This window comes from Rivularia sp. UHCC 0363 (assembly GCF_034931125.1).
In the GTDB taxonomy this organism is placed as follows: Bacteria; Cyanobacteriota; Cyanobacteriia; order Cyanobacteriales; family Nostocaceae; genus Rivularia.
The window spans coordinates 12,149-33,787 of sequence record NZ_JAYGHM010000083.1 but is presented as its reverse complement, the minus strand read 5'-3'; the positions used below and the strand labels follow the sequence as shown (position 1 = coordinate 33,787).

Annotated in this window: 14 protein-coding genes; 7 read left to right on the top strand and 7 right to left on the bottom strand. The window is 38.0% G+C overall.

Annotated features, from left to right (window positions below; genetic code table 11):
* Positions 1 to 597 precede the first annotated feature (597 nt).
* Positions 598 to 1,125 (bottom strand): DUF6896 domain-containing protein, encoded by a 528-nt coding sequence (locus VB797_RS30655; protein ID WP_323241558.1) that lies wholly within the window; start codon positions 1,123 to 1,125, stop codon positions 598 to 600.
* Between the two features lie 215 nt (positions 1,126 to 1,340).
* Between VB797_RS30655 and VB797_RS30650 the strand changes: the two genes are divergently transcribed.
* The 3 genes from VB797_RS30650 (at position 1,341) to VB797_RS30640 (ending at position 5,205) form a co-directional block, all read left to right on the top strand.
* Entirely contained in the window at positions 1,341 to 2,675 is a 1,335-nt protein-coding gene (locus VB797_RS30650) for a GTP-binding protein (RefSeq protein ID WP_323241556.1), read from the top strand.
* Between the two features lie 65 nt (positions 2,676 to 2,740).
* Positions 2,741 to 3,034, top strand: a complete 294-nt coding sequence (locus VB797_RS30645) for a nucleoside triphosphate pyrophosphohydrolase family protein (protein ID WP_323241554.1) — start codon at positions 2,741 to 2,743, stop codon at positions 3,032 to 3,034.
* A gap of 761 nt (positions 3,035 to 3,795) precedes the next feature.
* Positions 3,796 to 5,205: a galactose oxidase-like domain-containing protein gene (locus VB797_RS30640; RefSeq protein ID WP_323241553.1), complete on the top strand. Its 1,410-nt coding sequence runs from the start codon at positions 3,796 to 3,798 to the stop codon at positions 5,203 to 5,205.
* Here the strand turns inward: VB797_RS30640 and VB797_RS30635 are convergent.
* The 3 genes from VB797_RS30635 to VB797_RS30625 all read right to left on the bottom strand — a co-directional run bounded on the left by VB797_RS30635 (position 5,180) and on the right by VB797_RS30625 (position 7,463).
* Positions 5,180 to 5,773: a hypothetical protein gene (locus VB797_RS30635; RefSeq protein WP_323241552.1), complete on the bottom strand. Its 594-nt coding sequence runs from the start codon at positions 5,771 to 5,773 to the stop codon at positions 5,180 to 5,182. The two genes, VB797_RS30640 and VB797_RS30635, sit on opposite strands and share 26 nt — an antisense overlap.
* A complete protein-coding gene (locus VB797_RS30630) occupies positions 5,722 to 6,480 on the bottom strand; it encodes a peptidylprolyl isomerase (RefSeq protein WP_323241551.1) in 759 nt (252 codons plus the stop codon). Before VB797_RS30630 ends, VB797_RS30635 begins: the two co-directional genes overlap by 52 nt.
* A gap of 206 nt (positions 6,481 to 6,686) precedes the next feature.
* The gene (locus VB797_RS30625; protein WP_323241550.1) at positions 6,687 to 7,463 is read right to left on the bottom strand and encodes a TIGR00297 family protein; all 777 of its coding nucleotides are present in this window, start codon (positions 7,461 to 7,463) and stop codon (positions 6,687 to 6,689) included.
* An 892-nt stretch (positions 7,464 to 8,355) separates the two neighbouring features.
* Between VB797_RS30625 and VB797_RS30620 the strand changes: the two genes are divergently transcribed.
* The 4 genes from VB797_RS30620 (at position 8,356) to VB797_RS30605 (ending at position 17,473) form a co-directional block, all read left to right on the top strand.
* Entirely contained in the window at positions 8,356 to 10,452 is a 2,097-nt protein-coding gene (locus VB797_RS30620; RefSeq protein WP_323241549.1) for a S8 family serine peptidase, read from the top strand.
* Positions 10,453 to 11,676: 1,224 nt separating this feature from the next.
* Positions 11,677 to 14,322 carry a C2 family cysteine protease gene (locus VB797_RS30615; RefSeq protein ID WP_323241548.1) on the top strand — a complete coding sequence of 882 codons (2,646 nt, stop codon included), beginning with the start codon at positions 11,677 to 11,679 and terminating at the stop codon, positions 14,320 to 14,322.
* Between the two features lie 577 nt (positions 14,323 to 14,899).
* Positions 14,900 to 16,324 carry a S8 family peptidase gene (locus VB797_RS30610; RefSeq protein ID WP_323241546.1) on the top strand — a complete coding sequence of 475 codons (1,425 nt, stop codon included), beginning with the start codon at positions 14,900 to 14,902 and terminating at the stop codon, positions 16,322 to 16,324.
* Between the two features lie 153 nt (positions 16,325 to 16,477).
* A complete protein-coding gene (locus VB797_RS30605; RefSeq protein WP_323241545.1) occupies positions 16,478 to 17,473 on the top strand; it encodes a TIGR00341 family protein in 996 nt (331 codons plus the stop codon).
* Between the two features lie 189 nt (positions 17,474 to 17,662).
* Here the strand turns inward: VB797_RS30605 and VB797_RS30600 are convergent, their stop codons facing one another.
* The 3 genes from VB797_RS30600 to xth form a co-directional block, all read right to left on the bottom strand.
* Entirely contained in the window at positions 17,663 to 19,159 is a 1,497-nt protein-coding gene (locus tag VB797_RS30600; protein ID WP_323241544.1) for an HlyD family efflux transporter periplasmic adaptor subunit, read from the bottom strand.
* Between the two features lie 97 nt (positions 19,160 to 19,256).
* Positions 19,257 to 20,132, bottom strand: a complete 876-nt coding sequence (locus VB797_RS30595) for an SDR family oxidoreductase (RefSeq protein ID WP_323241543.1) — start codon at positions 20,130 to 20,132, stop codon at positions 19,257 to 19,259.
* A 172-nt stretch (positions 20,133 to 20,304) separates the two neighbouring features.
* Positions 20,305 to 21,087 (bottom strand): exodeoxyribonuclease III, encoded by a 783-nt coding sequence (gene xth / locus VB797_RS30590; protein ID WP_323241542.1) that lies wholly within the window; start codon positions 21,085 to 21,087, stop codon positions 20,305 to 20,307.
* Positions 21,088 to 21,639 lie beyond the last annotated feature (552 nt).

The window sequence follows — 21,639 nt, the reverse complement described above, 5'->3', positions numbered from 1 at the left end:
CTTTCAATAATCGCCTTTCGGTAAAAGTTGTGGAGGAAAAACACTACAAATTGGTTCCAGCAAATGACATTTCCGAACAAGAATTACGCTCTTACAAAATTCGTGAATAAAACTAGTACAGCAGGGCAAAAGGCATTTATAAACAAAGGTTATTCTATCTACTTTTTAGCCATTTTGAATCGTAGTATTATTTCCGCCCAACTGTACTAGATTGTCAATTGGGTTAGATACGAAAAAAAAATTTTGCTCGCAACAAAAATCTATATCAATGAATTAAAGTAACCTAACCAGAGCATTTGTGTATAAACGGAATTTTGTTAAATCTAAGATATTTTGAGATATAGTTATTACAATTAATTTCCGTAGTGCGAGCATCTTGCTCGCTCGATACAAGATCGCAAGATACATATCTTTAGAGATATGCTGCGCTAACGCACTACAAATCAATCGTTTTCTATTTGGAATTGCTATACCGATAATTAAATGTTGGGTTACGGCACCACAATAATTTACTCGTTTACAATTATTATCTGCCGTTGTGCCTAACCCAACCTACAGGCTTTTATCTTCAATTAGCAATTACCAATTAGCAATTACCTATTCCCTATCCCCTTCGTTTAGCAAACGCGATAATTGACTTAAAATCCTCGCTCTATAATCCGTAGATGTGTTTTTCAATCTATATAACTTCAGTTTAGCGAAAGCAAACTCAATGATATTATCTTCCAAAAGATGTTCTAATAAATCATCCACAATGTCTTCATTATTGGCTTTATTGGTAAGATCAAAAACATCTGTAAGATAATAAATCTGTTCTATGCCTTTTGATTCAAAATACTGTACAAGTCGCCACGCATCAAAAGCTTGTGGGTAGTCTACAAATCCTGCGTGAACATCAACTATAATATCGGAATTTTCCGATTGAAAATAAACGCCGACTCCATGTTTATCAAACGTCCATTTTTCCCCTTGTAACGATAATAAACCTTGGCGGGGACAATTAACAGAAAAAGATTTACTTACATTGGGATATATCTGGCGAAATGCACAAATCAGATCGTTTTGTATTTGTGCAAACTCTGAAATAATTTGAACTGCCTCAGCGCTTTTGATTGACGACTTCATTTACCGTACTCCTAGCCTTGATATTGCCGATATATAGCCCAGATGAACTATTCTCAATCACAAATACTCCAATAATAACCAATTACACAACTTAAGTAAGCCTTTTAAGAAACCTTATCAGTTAGGAGGTATGAGTTATGAGTTAAAAGTTAGGAGAGGAGGAAGAAGTTATTACCTTTAACCTTTGACCTATACCCCATTCCCAATAATGAACTATGAAAAACCAACAAGAAAGCCATTTAAACCGCGCTCGTGCTAGTCTCAGACAGGCATTGTCTTGGTATGGCAATTTGCGTAAGCCGGGATTTGATTCGCAATTAGCGGGTTTGGTCAAGCCAGAAATTCAGGTTTTAACCGCTAATCTAAATAAACTTGATTATAATACGGTCTGTATCGCCGCTTTTGGCTTGGTCAGTCGCGGTAAGTCTGCGGTTTTGAATGCGCTGTTGGGACAAAAGATTTTGCAGACGGGACCGCTCAATGGTGTCACTCAATACCCCCGTTCTATCCGCTGGAATCCCGGTGTAAAGATAGAAATTGAATTAATCGATACTCCTGGCTTAGATGAAATTGCGGGAGAATCCAGGGCGCAAATGGCGCGAGAAGTTACCCGTCAAGCTGATTTGATTTTATTTGTTGTCTCCGGTGATATTACCCGTATCGAGTATGAAGCGCTGCTAAAATTGCGACAAGCACAGAAACCGCTAATTTTGGTGTTTAATAAAATTGATTTATATCCCGATACTGATAAAGCCGCAATTTACGCTAATTTACAGCAATTAGGTGCAGGTAGCTCCGCGAAGCCCCTAAAACCCGATGAAATAGTTATGGTCGCAGCGGAACCCGCACCTATAGAAGTCCGAGTAGAATATGCTGATGGTCGCGAAGATTATGAGTGGGAAACACCACCACCGCAAATAGAAGAACTTCAACAAACAATTTTAAAGATTCTCAACCGTGAAGGACGTTCCCTTTTGTCACTTAACGCTTTGGTACAAGCAAGATACGCGGAAGAATCTATTGCAGCGAAAACAGTAGAACTGCGAGAAAAACAAGCGGAAGATTTGATTTGGCAATATACCAAATATAAAGCATTAGCAGTAGCGTTAAATCCTATTGCTTTTTTAGATATATGTGGCGGAATTGTGGCAGATTTAGCGTTAATTCGCTCCTTATCCCAACTTTACGGTTTACCGATGACGGGTTACGAAGCCGGAAAACTATTAAAAACCATTTTATTCAGTTCCGGTGGTTTATTGTTAAGTGAATTAGGCAGCAGTTTTGTTTTGGGTTTTGGCAAAAGCGCGATCGCCATTAGTAATGCTGAAAATCCTCTCAATATTACTGCATTTGCGGGAACTGCGGTTACGCAAGCCGGTATTGCCGGTTACGGTGCTTATTCCGTAGGACAAGCGGCTCAAGTCTATTTAAAAAAAGGCTGTTCCTGGGGAGAATTAGGCGTTAGTAACGTAATTGAAGAGATATTGCGTGAGGTAGAATCGGATACCATTTTATATCGTTTACAGCAGGAATTGGGGATGGGAAAATAATTGGTAATCCAAGTCTAAAAAACCATATAATCCTAACTTGAAAAAGAAATTAAAGTGGTTTTAATATGGATGCTGACAAATATCAGGAGCAGGCTTTTGAATTTGGGATATATCCGAACAAAGGAAATAATTGGATATATCCATGTATCGGCTTAGCGGGTGAAACTGGGGAAGTTTCGGAACTGATCAAGCGAATTATTCGAGATAAAAATTCTGTGGTCGATGAAGAATCGCGTCAGAAAATTAAGTCGGAATTAGGTGATGTTGCTTGGTATGTCGCTGTTTTAGCCAAGGAATTAGGACTAAGCTTTGATGAGATATTAGATAGAAGCGAATATTCAAAAATTGGAAAATCGTAGAGCAAAAGGGACTTTGAAAGATAATGGCGATCGCCGTTAGCAAACAGCAAATTCTCGATTATCTTATTTGATAGGGGGGAGACGTAGCAGTACTACGTCTCTACAAGGCCGATCTTTTACGAACAAATTAACCCCTGTGTCTTTCTCGCAATATTATCAATATTTAAACACTTAATAAAAATTATCTTTGTATTAGATTTATAATGGCTATTTTATGCGCTATAAATTGATTTTATAAATTAGTTTTCAATCTAATAAATAATTTACTTTGGTCGTAAAATAATGCCAAATTGGCAAGACAAAATAATAAAAATAATGGTGCAATCAAACTTAAGAGAGTTAGACAAGCTGTCATTTTAGTAGGTGTATCTTAATGTATATGATTCTACATTAATAGACTTTAAATTAAGGTTGAGCTAAGGCTTACGGGTTTATTTTGATTACATAGTTTCTTGTTCAATGGCTATAAATATGTAAGCAAAAAAATCGAAGCCTGTATTCGTGAAATCTAATTTTGATCGGCGTGATACAGATTATGCTCGATATCAAAAACGACTTGGTTTTGGTTTAACTATTGAAGCCTTATTTTGCCTTAGAAGTATTAGATGAAACATAAATATACTATCTAGTAAAAGGACAATTGTAAGCTTTCATACAAAGCGATAAATATTTAGATTTTTGATTGCGTTTAAGACAAGCTGGGTTTTTTGTAGTTACGAAAAACCAATTGGTGAATAAACGTTTGTAATAGGGACAAAAAAATGCCTTGGTCTGTATCATCTACCTGTCCAATTAATCCCGTTCACGCAGCTTTATTACGCACGGGAAAAGTCTTGTTTTTTAGTGGTTCTGGCAATAATCCAAACGATATTCTTAATGCTCCGCAAGGTTCCGCTTTGTACGATGTCACAAATGGAACATTCACCAGACCGGAAATTCCTCGCGACAGTAACGGAAATCCTATTGACGTATTTTGTGCCGGACAAGCATTTCTATCTGGGGGAAACCTTTTAGTTGCAGGTGGAACTTTGCGGTATGACCCATTTTTCGGTTTGGTAGACAGTTTTTTCTTTAGTCCTACCCAACAGAAATGGATCAAAAGACAGTCCATGAATTCCGGTCGCTGGTATCCGACTCTAGTTACTCTTGGTAACGGACAAATTTTTGCAATATCGGGTTTAGATGAAAACGGCAATTTAAACTCAAATCCAGAACTTTATTCTTCTAGTAGAGGTTGGAGGGCTTTTACTCAAAGTACTAGTCCCATTGAACAGTATGCTCACATCTACTTATTAGATAACGGTAAATTGTTTTACGCAGGCGCACAATTGGGCGGGAATAGAGGAGTTTCCCCCCGTATTCTCACATTACCGAAAACATTTACAGACCCAATCGGAGAACAGCCTGTAGGTGGATTGCAAGATGCAAATAATGGAAATCAAGCAGCCAGCGTATTGCTCCCACCAGCCCAAGACCAAAAGGTGATGATTATTGGTGGTGGTGGTAACGGTACAACTGCCAGAGTTAATATAGTTGATTTAAAATCAAGCAATCCTAGCTATCAGCCAGCAGCCTCTTTAAATAATTCTCGGATGCATCACAACGCCGTGATATTACCCAATCGCACGGTATTTGTTTGCAACGGTAGCGGTGGAAACGAGGACGTAGGAAAATCAGACTTACCCGCAGAAATTTATGACCCAGCGACAGATACCTGGACGGAAGTAGAAGATCCAATTATCAACGGTCGCGTTTATCATTCAGTAGCATTACTGTTACCAGATGGTAGAGTCCTTACAGCAGGAGGCAACCCCTTCCGTGGCTCCGTAGAGTTTCGGATAGAAATTTATTCTCCTGACTATATTGCACAAGGGCGACCCGTAATTAGTAATGCTCCTAGTACGGCGAAATGGGGAACATCATTTACTATCGAAACACCTCAAGCTGGGGATATAAAATGGGTGAATTTAATCAAACCGATGGCAACTACCCACGGTCTGGAAACCGAACAACGACTAGTAGATGTACCAGTTAGTTCAACTACGGGTAATACTCTTACTGTTGATTTAACTTCCAACCGTAACCTCGCACCTCCAGGATGGTATATGCTCACCATTGTGAATAACAACAATGTCCCCTCATTAGCTAAATGGGTGACAGTAAGAGGTTAGGGGATAGGGAGATGGGGAGATGGGGGGATGGGGAGATGGGGGGATGAGGAGATGGGGGGATGGGGAGATGGGGGGATGGGGAGATGGGGGTAGAAATTTCTATTACCTTGTCTCCTTGTCCTTCCGTCTCTTCCCTTACCCAAAACTCTTCAATTTGCGGTGTGGATAATTCTGCCCATAATGCTGTATCGGTACGCAGTAATAAAACTTCTTTACTCGCTGCTACAGCTTTACATTCTGTGGGATAATTATTTAAATCACCAAACCAGTGTCCTGCCTGTAAGGTGGCTAAAGGCTTGCCTACTCCTTCTTGACGCAAACGGACTTTTCCAGAAACGATCAGAAATTGATAACCATCTGCATCTTGGCCCCAAATTTTCTCTCCTAAACGAAAATCAAGAATGGACGATCCGTTTTGCAACAGAGTTTGTTGTTCCGCGTTTAACCAGCATAAAGGTGGTTGATGCCAAGCTAGATCTAAAACTGTTGCTTGATGAAATTGATGATCTGAAAGCTTTATTTTACTTGTAGTTTGACTGTCAGCTTTTGAATTTTCTCTGCTAGCCATTTCTCGAACAATTCATTTTGTAGTGCTTGCTTAAGTTGAGTATCTTCTAACGATGCTGGTAAAAGCTGTTCTAAACGAAACAATCCATAGCGTTCCTCTAGTTGAATTGGTCCTAAAATATCCCCAGGACTAGCTATATCTACAGCAGCTCGCAGTTTATCCGGCATTGTTCCCCGACTGACTGGTCCCATCATGCCGTTAACAATCTTGTCGTCAGCTAAGGAATATTCCCTCGCTAGCTGTTCAAAACTAGTTCCTTCTTCAATTTGGGTGTGCAACTCCTCGGCTAACTCCCGATTATCAACAATAATCCGAGAAAGTACCACTCTATCCAAAAAAATCTTTCTTTCAATAAAATATTCTGCTAACTTCGGGTCAGTGATCGCGCTTTTAAGCTTTTCTAATTTAAACCCAAAAGCAACTGTAGCGTGAAACGTATCATAATCGGTACCGCTATTATTCAACCAATCCTGAAACTTTTGGGGGTCGCTAAGTTCATTTTTGAGCCGAAAATCAATAATTGCTTGTTCGGTTAAAGCTGGAGAAAGTTCTGTTTCAACTCTCGCTGCAATCTCTTGCTCAATTACATCTTGACGCAGAATATCCCGAATAAACTGACCTAGTTTTCCACTAATTTGTAGGTGTTGTACTGCTTGCTGAACTGAAATTAATCGGTCATCAACAGTTAAAAATGATGAAGATTCCATAAAGTGAGTACTTAGAATTTACCTTAAAAAATATACAGTGATAAAATCGAAACAAATCGCATTCAACTGACACTTAATAAGGACAATGCTACTGTAATGCCAAGTTGTTTTACAGTCATATCTCAACAATCATTGATAGTTGTTGCGTATAAATACTTATAATTTACTGAAACTTAAACAACTTGTATTTAAGAAAACATTATATTCTAAATAATATTTGCTCGCATCCAGGCAAATAGCATCGCAGCAGCAGCTCCTATCAAAGTGTTGAGAACATTAACTAATTCATTAGTCAGCCACTGCCATCGGGATTGCAAAGTCGCTCCAATTACGCTTTCTATATTAGTGGCAATGAATGCCGCCAGCACACACCATATAACACCCCACACATCAATTAAACCCAGAAGTAAGCCCAGCATAGCCAGCACCACTGAGGCGAAGATTCCAGCTAAAGTTCCTTCAAGACTGACAGCTCCTTCGCTACCTCGCGGTACTGGTTGCAAAGTCGTAATCAAAAAAGTACGTTTACCATAAGCTTTGCCAACTTCACTCGCACAAGTATCGGAAAGCTTGGTACAGAAACTCGCGACATAGCCTAATAATAGTAAAGAACGCAGCATCAGGTCGTCGCTAGCCAACCCATCAATAATTCCTATTCCCACAGCGCACAAAGCCGCAGTAAAAGCCGAACCCCAAACATTTTCCGGGCCCCTAGCACCGGAACGCTTTTCTGCAATTCCTTCGGCTTCTTTCTGAGCCATCCCGATGCGGGTTACAGCCGAACCAACTACAAAATAAACACAAACTACTGCATACCCAGACCAGCCGAGGGTTGCCAAAATCAATACACCCAACAACCAAGCATTAAATATTCCAGCAGGAGTCAGCAGTTTTTTCGGTACTAGCCAAACTATACCTAAGAGTACGGTATTCAATCCTATTGCTACCAACCAAGTATTAGGAAAATCGTATAAAGACAGCATCAGCTATTTTCCACCAATGTTTTCGTCACACCACAAGTATTGCAATTAACGGGACTTAAGCCAATACAATATTTGCGATTACTGAAATTCTTTGCTGCAAAAGGGGATGTAGCCTTTAGATGTGGGCAGAATGTCAATTAATCCGTATTCGTCGATCGCCTAACTTAGTAGCACTGCTGTTTATTTTGAAGTGGAGATTCAAAACTACTACGGATAAGGCTGAATTTATTGTTTGGGAAAATTATTCATTGCGTTCATCTGTAAGGGTGAGGCTAATCGCCATTTCAACAAGCCGATCAATTAACTAAGTATCTCCCTTTTTTGAATACCATTAAAAAAAAACAGTGTATTTTTCTATTCAAGAATATTATTCTTTTCGTACATCTCCAATAACTTTTATTTTAAATCATACAGCAAATAACTGCATCGAATAAAAGAAGTTCTCTGTTATATCAATTATTTTAAGAATAGTTTTTTTTGCCTGGGGAGCATAGGATTACAAAGTATTATCCAGAATAATCCGGGAAAGCGTTAAGCGAACGTTTAAATTACACATAGTTTTTTTGCCTATAGGTTTTACTCAGGGCAACATAAACCTTGACTTATTGTAAGTACATTTCATATTTTAGTAATACCTAAAGATAAGCAGTAAATTAGTTTAGATGAGAAAAACCACTTAACTATAAAAGTACACTATAATTTTTTTATGTAGAGGAAAACTTGCATTTTTTCTACAGACAGACAATTTTTCAAATTAAAAGCTTTGATGAAGATTAAGTAAATTTATTGTAGTTTTAAGGTTAAAGTAAGCACATGGTTTCTTTTTTGACATTGAAAAAGAGTACTTATAGATATTGAGTTAATAAATACCGTTTTTTCGGATTCCAAAAATATGCCAGAAAGTGCGCCGAGATTACTAAATTCAGCAACGCATTTAAGTATTAACACTAGTTCTCAAGCTTTTACTGATACAGTCAGTAGTCTTGAAGCAAATGATTTATACAGCTTTGATTTTAAAGGTCGTAGTAGTTTTGACTTGACTCTTGATGGTTTAAGTGCAGATGCGGATGTCAAGCTGCTTCGGGATAACAATGGAAATGGGAGATTTGAGAAAGACGAAATAATTGCCTATTCCAACAATGCAGGTAAGTTAGCCGAATCCATTCGCACGGATTTAGCGAAAGGTACTTACTATATTGAGGTTTATCCCTACGGCAATATCCAAACCGACTATCGTTTAACAGTTTCATCAGTACCATTCGACAGTGCGGGAAACACTTTTAAGGATGCTCGCGAAGTTGCTGTAGATTCTCAGACGAAAAGTATTAGCGATTGGGTAGGTAAATTAGATTCCAAGGACTATTACAAATTTAATCTTGGCAATACCAGTGACTTGAATATAGTCGTTGATGGTTTGAGTGCTGATGCTGATTTGCGGTTGCTGTCGAGTCAAGGAAACATTCTTGCTAGCTCAGTTAATATTGGTACCTTAAATGAAGCGATCGCCAAAACTTTAGTAGCCGGGACTTACTATGTAGAAGTAAATTCCTATAACAACAGCGAGACTTTCTATAATCTCAATTTATCCGCATCTCTAGCTCAAATAATTCCTAATTTGAGCGATACCCAGCCAATTCCTACATCTGTCAATATTGCAACAGGTGCTTCGGAAGCAACCAGCGCTCCGATTCCGACTTCCGTTCCTATCCCCCAGACTACGTACACTCAAGCTGGAACTTTGAGGGCTGATACCTTTACATTCCAACCGGGTAACAGTCGAACAATTTTTTCAGGTAACGGTAACTTTGATTATGGTAGTGGAGCGCGGGATTTACTGGATCTATCATATTTTGCTTCATCTGCGGTTGTATTGAATTATGCGAATAGTCCCAATGGTGGTGTAGCCTATAATTCGGGAAATGGTACTCGAATATTTGATGCTGTAACGTTTACTGATGGTAGCGAAATTTTATTTGAAGGTATTGATGCGATCAAATTTGCCGACACTACGATTAATTTATCAGTAAATCCTAACGATCCTTTATTTAACCAACAGTGGAACCTGCATTCAATGGGTGTTCAGAATGCATGGCGCTTCACAACTGGTTCCGATAATGTCATGATTGGTATTCAAGATACGGGTCTGGGAACTGATAGTAGCGGTAATATTCATCCAGATTTACGCAGTACTACTTTTATTGGTAATAACTATCTAGATGAGTGGGGTAATTCTTCTCACGGGACTTCAGTACAAGGAACTATTGCTGCTGCAAGTAATAACGGAATTGGAGGGGCTGGAATTAACTGGAAGTCTGATTTGATGCACATCGATGTTGTTGGTAGTAATGCTCCCGATTACAATCTAGCGACTGCAACCCAAGCAATGATCGACAAAGCCAACGCTCAAGGTAAACGTCTGGTCGTTAATATCAGTTTGGCTGGTGGGTATTCAACAGAATTTGAACAATTAATCGCAAGCAATCAGAATACAGCTTTATTTGTAATTGCTGCTGGTAATGGTGATAGTAACACTATTGCTAGTCCCGCAGATTTAGCGGGGAAATACGGTAATGTTGTCGCAGTCGGTTCATCTTGGGGAACTAAAGATTATTACGGTAACGCAAAAACCCCAGGGGAACGAATTTCCTATGCAAATTGGTGGGGTTCCAATCGTGGTGATGGTTTAACGGTGACTGCTCCATCTGAGTTTATTACTAGCAGTGCAAATCGGAATGCTTCGGGTAGCTTTGATTTTAGTTATAACGAAAACTTCAATGGAACTTCGGCTTCTACAGCTAACGTTTCTGGTGTTGCTTCATTAGTATGGAGCGTTAATCCCAATCTTAGTGCGACGCAGATAAAGGCAATTGTTTCCGAGACAGCCTATGATTTGGGTAATCCAGGATATGACACCGTTTACGGTAACGGATTTATTAATGCAGATGGCGCTGTGCGAAGGGCTTTAGCTATTGCAAGGGGTTTTGCTTAAGTCGTCTTAGAATTGAACCTCACGCGACTTGAAGTCGCGTGATTCTTGCTTCAACGATCTGTGCCTGAATTGCTCCAGGTCTTACAAGTTCTCCACAAGCGTTTTTAAAGTCTCCGGCGCACCGACGGCGACTTTTAAACAAGTACCTAAAAACTCTAAGTATGTTTAACCTCTGTACCTTAAAGATTTTACCCACTAGAGGATCGATAAAAATATCTATTTCCTAGTAGAACCCCATATCTTCAGTTGTCGTGGTTCAGATTTAGCTTGGTTTTCGCTATATGATAATTTTAACAGATGGGTGGAGCGCCTAACTCATGACTAGAAGTCACGAGTGTGCGGCTCGCAGAAATCAAATCGAATATATACATACTTCATAGAGTTCTCGCATGAGCATGGAAACCTAGTCTTTTAAAAGCTGAGAGGAAAAGCCCGCAGGTCATTGAGATTTGAAAAGGTGTCGCATCTATAGGTGGCTAATACCGTTTCTGTATAAAGATGTGCCGAATTCAGCCTACGCAGGTAGGCTTTGTTTGGGTAGCCCCACCATAGCCAGAGTGAGGGCGATTAAATATAAAGTGATAATTTCACATTATTGGAGACGTAGCAGTGCTACGTCTCTACTTTAATTTAACAAAATTAGAAAATCTTCTATTTATTCCGGATTTAGTTTATTTTTGTTGAAAATAGAAAAATTTTTGTATTAATACTAATCGCTTGATAAATTTTTGAAAATAGAATGTCTTATATTTGTCTACACCTACTTAGGTACTATAGTTGCACTACTAGACTTAACTAACTAAAAATATTGTGTTTTTTACTTTATAAAGTATTATTTTTTACGGAATGTATATTGAAATTTAAAGTATTTTTTTGCTAAAAAGCTTGCCTACAAAGATTTCTAGCTTTAAAGGTGACAGTTGCAAAAATATTTGATCGCTTTTAAATAACTTTATAAAGCATTGGATGAATACTGAAGATATTTGAGTTAATTTTGTTCCTTGTATCTTTTTTGTAGGTAAAATTCTTTGCTTTAAGTGAGATACACCGTTTCTTTAGATTTAATTAATACGTAATTTTTCCCTGGTTATTTGGGAATGTAGATAGCACTATAGAAGTTCCTATCAAAAAGATAGGAAAATTTACAAACCAATATAAAATCTTTACCTTGCTGCTTTGTATGCGAGGTGCGACTTACATTTAGATAAAAAATAACTATATATTATGCCGATAGATAATGGGGGGAGCTTACTCAGTTCTTCAACTCCTTTAGATACTAAGCAGCAGTGGCAAACCATAAAAGATAGAGTTGGCTTAGATAATACTGATGATTACTATACTTTTAAATTAGACAGTCGTAGTAGTTTTAACCTTGTATTAAGTAACTTATCGGATAACGTGGATGTCCGACTACTTAACTATAATGGTTCAGAAATTGCACATTCTTCTATCGGTGGTATCGGAAATGAAACAATAAATAAATCTTTAGATGTAGGTACATATCATATTCAGGTACATCAAGAGGGTGATACTGGTACCTCTTACACGTTGAAAGTTAGAAGCAACTATATACCAGAAGTATTTCAATTTAATACAGAAGCAATTGGAGGTGGGGTACGTCTTACAGATACCAAAGTTTTCGATAGTAATGGAGCAAATGATATACGAACAGTTGATTTTTGGCTGAGAAAACAGGGTGAAAGCTGGAAGAAATTTGGCAAGGTATCTGAATTTAATGGAAACACTGATGGTTCAATCGGCTTTAACTACGATATCAGTAATCTTGAAGAAGGGAAATACGATATATATGGTAGAGCTACCGATAAATTTGGTGCTATCAGCAATGGTTGGAAAGAATCTTTTAGCGTTCAAAACATTGTTAACGTCGCTCCGACAAAACTGGGCTTTAGTATCGCGCAAATTAGTGGAGGAATCAACCTTACTAATACCAAGGTATTTGATGCAAACGGTATAAATGACCTGGAAAGGGTTGATTTTCAACTAAAAAAGGAGGGTGGTGATTGGGTTGGTATTCAAGATGCTGTTGATTTCCAAAAAAATCAGGATGGTTCCGCTAGTTTTGACTACAGTATCAGCGGTTTAGAACAAGGTAATTACGAGCTTAAAGCAACAGCATACGATAAAGCCGGTGCTAATGGAGATACCTTAAAAACCTACTTCCAAGTTAACAATGCTGCACCAACAGATTTACAGTTTGAAATCGAAACTATTGGACGTGGTATCCGTCTTACAGATACTAAAGTATTCGATGCTAACGGTATTAATGATTTAAGCAGAGTTGACTTTTGGTTGAAAAAAGATAGTGGAGATTTTACTGACATAGCCGATGCGGTTGAATTTCGCAGTAACCAAGACGGTTCCTTCAGCTTTGACTATAGTATCGATTCCCTGGTAAAAGGTAATTATGAGTTATGGGCAATAACTGGCGATCGCGCAAATGATTACAGCGCGATTTGGCAAAAGTCTTTCACAATAGAGAATACAGCACCCACTCAACTAGGCTTTAAAGTCCAGCAAATAAATGGAGGAATCCAGCTTGTTGATACAAAAGTATTTGATGAAAACGGTATAGATGATCTGGAAAGAGTTGATTTTCAATTGAAGAAAGAGGGTAATGAATGGATTGATATTCCAGACGCTCTCAACTTCTATCAAAATCAGGACGCTTCCATCGGTTTTAATTACAGCATTAGCAATTTAACAGCGGGTAATTATCAACTTAAGGCGATCGCTTACGATCAAGCCGGTGCTTCTGGAGATGCTCTATTAACCGACTTCAATGTTACAGATTGGTTTGAGCAGAACATTCAAGATGCAAACATACGTGCATTAAGCAGGTCGTTATTTTCAGACAATACATTAGATCGTAACGATGCGATCGCCATTCTTCGAGATGCAAAAGATAACGGTGTTGTCGATGCGATCGAAATCAATGATTTACGCACGATAATTAGCAATGCTTCTTACTTAGGAATGGCAGATTATGTAAGAGTTTTATCAAATAAAGTAGTTAGCGGCGATCTTGCTAATAAATCGGGTAACTTACAGGCTGGAAGTAGCGATGTTCAATTAGACCAACTGATAAACAAGTGGTTTTCAGCAAGCGAACGTCCGACAACGATTCACACCTATCAATATGCACAAGGTTCTTTGTTCCAAAATGGTATAAGTCATGATGATATCAAGCAAGGCTATATCAATGACTGTTTCTTCTTGGCGGGTTTGAGTGCAACCATCGTCCAGTCACCAGATATTATCCAAAATATGTTTATTGATAATGGAGATGGTACTTTTACTGTCCGTTTCTACAATAAAGGAGTCGCCGATTATGTAACCGTAGACAGATATTTACCAACTAATAATATCGGTAATTTCGTATATGCAAATGCCGGAAATTATTATGGAAATGCTAATAATGAATTGTGGGTTATGCTCGCAGAAAAAGCTTACGCTCAACTAAATGAATCTGGATGGATTAATCAAGATAATACTAATTCATACAATGGTATTGGTAATGCTGGTTATTTGAGTGATGCATTCGCGCATATTACTGGGAAAAAATCTGCTTTAGGTAGAATACTTAACTTTAATACAGTAGTTAATGCTTTTAGTTCTGGTGAAATTATCGGATTTGGTTCAAAATCTAGTGGAGTCCAACCAAATATTGTTGCTTCTCATGCTTACGCTTTAATCGATTATAATGCTACGACTCAGAAATTTACTTTGTTGAATCCTTGGAGTACTGATAATACTGCTTTAAAATCTCGAACTTTGGAACTCAGTTGGGATGATATTAGTAAAAACTTTAGCTATTGGGATTCTACAATTACTAATATAGTTTCTACGTAATATATAGCCCTTTTTGTCTGAGTGCAATATACTTCGGGGAACCTCGGCACCCCTCTCCTTACCAAGGAGAGGGGATGGGGGTGAGGTTAATTTTCTATTATATTCATCTGAAAACCGCTATATCTAACAGGATTATTCATAAATAAGATGTGTTACGGCTAATGTTGTAATGCATCTTTTTTTTTGATAAAAAAGTTTAGAAGATACATTTTGATAATTAACAAATATTCTAAATTAAACTTATCTTGCCTACATAAAAAAATTATATTAATAAAATCATCTGCAATAAAACTTACTGTTAAATAATTGGCAATTTAAAACTTAATTTCATAGTAATTATATGTAATCAGAATATTTTCTCAGCTTAGAACCCGTTTTTTCAGAAGTTTTATTAACCACGCTGTCATTGAAATAAATATTCATCTAAGTGGGTTAGTAGAAATAAATCAAACTATGTAACAGAATGTAAATTAAGCTCTCAAAGAGAAGACGCTTGTGCGTCAACAAAACCCTTCCCCTATTCCCTTTTCATAACTGTGATTTTTAACGCTGACCTACTTAATTAAGGTATAAAAATATGCAAAATAATAGCGATCGCAATTTGTTTCCTGAAAAAAATACTGCTGCTATCATTTCAATAGACGAGTTAAATATCCATGTTCAACAAGATAATTTCAGCCAATTAAATCGTAGTAGTTTTGATTCTAATAATGTAATAGTCAAAACTTCTGAAGAATCGACATCTGATAGCAAGACAAATTTTAATGCTTTAAATAGAGGATACAGTTCTGAAAATGGTTACGGTCTGGCAAATGCAGGAGCAGCAGTAGCGAAAGTGATTGGGGAAGACACATTTGCTAATGTTCCCGATCTCGGAGGTAAAAATTGGGGTGCTGATGCTGTGAAAGCTCCGGAAGCATGGAACCGAGGATATACAGGTCAGGGTGTGGTAGTTGCGGTGTTAGATACTGGTGTTGATCGCAATCATGATGATTTGAGAAACAATATTTGGACAAATAAGGGTGAGATTGCTGATAACGGTAAAGATGATGATGGTAACGGTTATATAGATGATGTTTATGGCTGGAACTTTGACGGAAATAATAACAATACTATAGATGTAGACGGACACGGTTCCCACGTTTCCGGTACTATAGCTGGAACAAAAAATGATATTGGTGTAACTGGTATTGCTTACGATGCTCAAATAATGCCAGTCAAAGTTTTAGATGATTCTGGATCTGGCTCTAACACTGCGGTTGCTGATGGTATTTACTATGCTGTAGATAATGGAGCGGATGTAATTAATCTTTCACTGGGTGGTTCTTTTCCAAGCTTCGGTATAGAAAAAGCCGTAAAATATGCTAGCGATAAAGGAGTAACCGTAGTCATGGCAGCAGGAAATAGTGGTGGTGATACACCACTTTATCCGGCTCGTTACGCAGAAAAATATGGAATTGCTGTAGGAGCTATAGATGAACAAAAAAATCTGGCTTCCTTTTCTAACCGTGCTGGTTCGGAACCTTTGACATACGTAACCGCTCCAGGAGTAGATATTTACTCTACACTTCCAAATAATAAGTATGCTTCTTATAGCGGTACATCTATGGCAACTCCTCACATTGCGGGAGTTGTAGCTTTAATGTTAAGCGCTAATCCTAATCTTGATAGTAAGCAAATACGTCAGGTTCTGGAAGAAACAGCTAGCAACAATGTCCAAACTATAACTATAAAATTCGATTCTACTGATTTGATTAATAGTAAAGCTTTTGATGTTGATAGTGGATATACGAGTAAAATTAGTACAATCTTTAATAGCATCAATGTGACAACTTTCAATCTATCCCCAAGCCCAAATATTGATAACTCTGTAAAATCGTATATTGAATCGCAGTTTCTGAATTATCAACAGAATACTTTAGGAAATAAAAATAACCAAATTTTCAGTAGTAATATTGAAAGTATGCTTGAAGATAGTGATATTTTGCTGCAATACAATTAAGGGAATAGGGAGTAGGGAATAGGGAGTAGGGAATAGGGAGTAAAGAATAGTTTAAACTTCATACCAGCAGCGTTACATGGAAGACAAGCTTTTCTAGTGGTAATCGGCTACGCTAAATAATTATTACTAAAAACTATCCCCAAAACGCCGTACATGAATTTACGCTTAGTTGAGGTTTATTTACCACAAGAAAAAGGTAAATTATTTGAAGAGTTAATGGCAGAATATTCTCATAAGGGAATTTGGCAAAAAAAATTAGAAAATAATCAGTTGGAGTTTAAAATAGTTCTGTCTTCGGGAGAAGTCGAACCGCTAATTGATTGTTTAGTTGATCAGTTTAAGGATGTAGAAGACTTCCGATTGCTGCTATTACCAGTAGAAGCTTCTTTACCTCGACTCGAATCATCTGAAAATTCAGTTGGTTTACCAGACTCACCAAATCGGATTAATCGTGAAGAAATTTATACAAATGTAGCTTCAAGCATTCATTTCTCGTGGACGCAGATTTCTTTATTATTATTATCTTCTAGTATTGCTGCTATTGGTTTAGTGCGTGGTAGTGAAGCGGTAATAATTGGTGCAATGGTAATAGCGCCATTACTTAAGCCAAATATGGCATTAGCTGTAGCCACTATTTTGGGAGATTTTACTTTAGCTGTACGAACTATGAGAGTTGGTGCAATTGGAGTTTTGATCCCAATTACTTTTTCAATTTTGATCGGTTTGCTGTATCCCATAAGTCCAGAATTGCCGGAAATAGCTGTCCGCACCAAACTAACTTTAGCTGATATTGTTGTTGCTCTTGCTTCCGGTGCTGCTGCTGCGATTTCCTTGACTGCTGGTGAAATCAGTTCAGTTGTCGGAGTAATGGTTTCAGTCGCTTTACTACCACCTCTTGTCACCTGGGGAATGTTGATGGGTTCCGGTGAATGGCAACCCGCATTAGGAGCAATGCTATTATTAATTGCCAACATTGCTAGTTTAAACTTAGCAGCGATCGCTACTCTTTTACTTCAAGATTTACGTCCTGCGGGTTGGTGGCAAAATATCAAAGCTAGAAAGCTAACTAAAATTGCCTCTGGAGCTTGGATAGTACTTTTAGTTGGGTTGATCGGTGTAATTTTTGTTTTGAAGTATAAAGGAGTTTAAGCATTTTGGATTTTAGATTTTGGATTTTGGATTTTGGATTTTGGATTGAGAGTTAGGAGTTAGGAATTTGGAGTTAGGAATTAGGAGTTAGGAGTTAGGAGTTAGGAATTAGGAGTTAGGAGTTAGGAGTTAGGAGTTAAGAATTATTTGTCTCCCTATTACCCATTACCCATTACCCATTCCCCATTCCTATCTTACAGAAAACGCTTCACTAAATCGTCGCGTCACTGGCTCAACGATGAATGTCAAAACTGACTTTTTACGGGTTACAATTTCAGCATTTGCGACCATTCCGGGCGTAAATATTACTTCTTTGTCACGCAATACAACTGATTTTTTACTCAGTTTAATTGTGGTAGGAAATATCAATCCTAATTTTTCATCTACTATCGCATTAGGGCTAATACGTACTACCTCACCGGGAATAGTCCCAAATTCTTGAAAAGGAAAAGTTGCCATTTTCACTTTCGCTTTCATTCCTTGACGAACGAAGCCAATATCACGGTTGAGAACTTTTACTTCTAATAATAATTCTTCTCCTTGGGGCAAAATTGAGAGCAATGGTTCCCCTGCTTGTACGGGACCTTTACTTGCTTTGACATCGTAAACTATTCCAGAAACTGGAGACTTGATAGTTTCTAATTGTTGCTGTTTTTTAGCTTGCTCTAATTGACCGACAATATTGGCCAATTCTTCTTTACGCTTGTTGATTTGAGTCAAAATTTCACTTTGACGTTCTGAAGCTAAACGTTGCGCTTGACTTTGAGCTGCTTCAAAAGCCGATCGCGCTTGACTAATTTCTTGCTGTTGAGCCGCTATATCTTTCTCTAAAGATGTAACTTTATCTTGGGCTTCAGTTACATTATTATCAGCATTAACTATTTGATCTCCAGCCCTGGTTATTTCCGCATTAGCACGATTAAGTCGATCTTTTGCATCTAAATAATCAAGTCTGGGTACTGCACCTTCTTTAGTTAATCCGCGTAAACTGTTCTCTCTCGTTTTCGCTAACGCTACACCACTTCCAACTTGCTCGCGAAGTTCTTGAGCATTTTTCAGATTTGTTTTGGCATTATTAAAACTGGTTTTAGCATTAACAAAGTTTTCTTTTAAACGAGTTAAACGTACCTTTGCTTGTTCCACAAGCGCTGCTTGACGATTTGCTTCGGCTTCCGCAGCAGCTTGACGTGCTTGATAATCTTGCAAGCGAGATAGTAACAGTTCATCTTGTAATTTATTACCTGCTGTCTTAACACCAGTACGTTCAGCATCCAAACGACGCAAATCTTCTCGTATCAAACCAGCATTTTTTGCTAAACGAGCAACGTCAGCTTGTTGTAAATCTGGGTCACGTTGAATTAAGACTTCACCTCTTTCTACTTGATCGCCTTCCTTAACATTTACTCCGACAATTGACCCATTACCTAAAGATGTTATCGGTCTAACTTCGGTGGAGGCAATTATTTTTCCCGATGCACTCGCAACTTCTTCAACTTTCGAGAAATAAGCCCAAGTAATTGAACCAAAAATAATCGCGCTGATAGTTCCCGCTAATAATCTAGTATAAAGTGGCGGTAGTTCCTGTACGGCTTTACCCAACTCATAAGATAATTGTTCGTCAGGTTTGGCGAATTCTTGCTTTGTTCTACGTGCTTGGGATGGATTTGCTGCTAAAGAATACTTCATGAAAATAATTTTAGATTTTAGATTTTAGATTTTAGATTTGAAGGAAAAGGTCAATATTAATTAGCTTCTAACTCCTAACTCCTAACTCATAACTTTTTTAGACTGCTAAATAACGTCTCAAAAAACTTTCGAGTGTTTCTAATTCAAAGCCAAAAATTTCTTCTAAAGTTTTAACTTCTTCAGTTGTACAGAAAAATTCATTGGCTAACAAAGTGCGGAAAGTACCTAATTCTGCTTGTGTTTTGGAATTGACTAAACCCAATGCACTCCGCAACCCATCAATTAAAAACAGTGGTGGATTAATTATTGCTGGTTCTTTACTAAAAATACGACCGAGGATATGCGGTATATCTTTTCTGTATAAAACCTCCGGTCCTCCCACAGGTAAAGTTTGATTGCGAGCGCTTGTTAAAAGAACAGAATCAACTACCATTTTTGCTAAATCATCTGTACTGACTATAGAAGTGCGGTTTTTAGGGTCGCCGATCAGTAGATAAAACCCCGTTTCGCGAAATCTTTCAGCTAAAGTCAGCAAGTTAGATGCTAATCCCGCAGGTCGTAGGATTGTATAGTTTAAACCGCTGTTCTGTAGATATTGTTCCACAGCAAGTTTTGCTTTAAAAGTCGGAGCATCTTCATAACCTCTATCTACACCCAATACGGAAATAAAGACAAAGTGTTGAACTCCATTGACTTTTGCTTGGTCAATCAACTCTATATTGGCGCGATAATCCAAGGATAGCGCATCACCATCAGAACCGTGAGCGCTAACAATATAATCAACTCCTTGACAAGCTTTGCGAATATCTTTTTCTTCTCGCAAGTCACCGATAAAGATATCAGCACCTCGATGTTGCAATTCACCGTACCGCGAAGTTAGACGGACAAAAGCCTTAACTAACATCTCTCGTTCCCGCAGAAGTCGTACCACTCTGCTACCAATATCGCCGGTTGCACCTGTTACTAAAAACATATATCAATTATTAATGAACAATTATCAATTATCATTTAAAAATTGGTAATGGGTAATAGGTAATTGGGAATTGATGATTGTCCCCTTGTCCCCCCATCTCCCTATCCCCTCATCTCCCCATCTCCCCATCTCCCTATCCCCTCATCTCCCCATCTCCCCATCTCCCCATCCCTTAAAACTCGACCACGACGGGTGTATGGTCGCTGGGTTGAGTTAGTTTTCTAGGTTCGATATCTATGATGCAGCTTTTGGCGCGATCGCACAATTCGGGTGTGAGATAATGATGGTCGATCCGCCAGCCTCGGTTACGAGGAAACCCTGCTGCTCGATAGTCCCACCAACTGTAATGTCCGCCTTCTAAGGTAAATTTACGAAATGCATCGGCGAATCCCAAGGCTAAAATATCTCGTAAAGCCTGCCGTTCTGCATCGGATGACATGATATGATTTTTAGGGTCGGCTTTTTCGTGAATATCTTTATCTTCTAAAGCAATATTAAAATCTCCGCACATACAGATATTAGGTGTGGATTTTTGCTGTTTTTGCAAATAATCGCTCAATATTTTCAACCATTGCAATTTATATTCATATTTTTCGCTACCGATCGCAGAACCGTTCGGTACGTAGAGATTGATAATTCTAATGCCATCGATTACACCCGATATAACTCGCTTTTGTTCGTCCCATTTTGGATCGACATCTGGCAAAATCGAGGTAAAACCAACTGAAACATCTTCTAAAGGTTGACGGCTGACTATTGCCACACCGTTGTATGATTTTTGTCCAGAAATATAGAGATGATAGTCTAATTCTTGAAAAGGTTCTTGAGGGAAGCTTTCATCTACAACTTTAGTTTCTTGCAAACAAAGTACATCAATAGCGCTTTCTTTTAACCAATTAACAACGTGTTCTAAACGAGTTCTAATTGAGTTGACATTCCAAGTCGCGATTTTCATTATAAGTTAAACGTCAAAGTATTCATTGTAGGTTGGGTTAAAGGCGCACGATTAATATTGATACCCAACGAAAAGTATAGACGCGCCGTAACCCAACATCAACGTTTTAAATTGATCGGATTAACCAAAATAAGTAGGTATACACAAATAAACATCGCATTCCTCATCACAACACCTTTCATCCTCTTACCTCTCCTAATAACCTCCGAAAAACTCCTAAAACTCGGAAAAATATTTTAAAAAGTTAAAACTGCTCAAAAAACTGTATTTTGGTATACCAAATAAAGTATTTTGTATGATCCCCAGGATAGATGATTAAAGAAACCAATAACCTGTAAGTTGTAAATGTAGTTGCTTGATAGTCAATTGTTGACAATAATCAGACAATTTGGATAATGCTTCCAATTTTGATTAATCAAAAATAGATTTCAATTGAAGTCAATCTGGTTAATTAAGTCTGATGCGGCAGAGTAATTTTTCTCTAGCCGGTGAAAACTTAAGTCCTAACTCAAAATATGGGCTTTTTCAATTTCAGAAACATAAATAACTTGT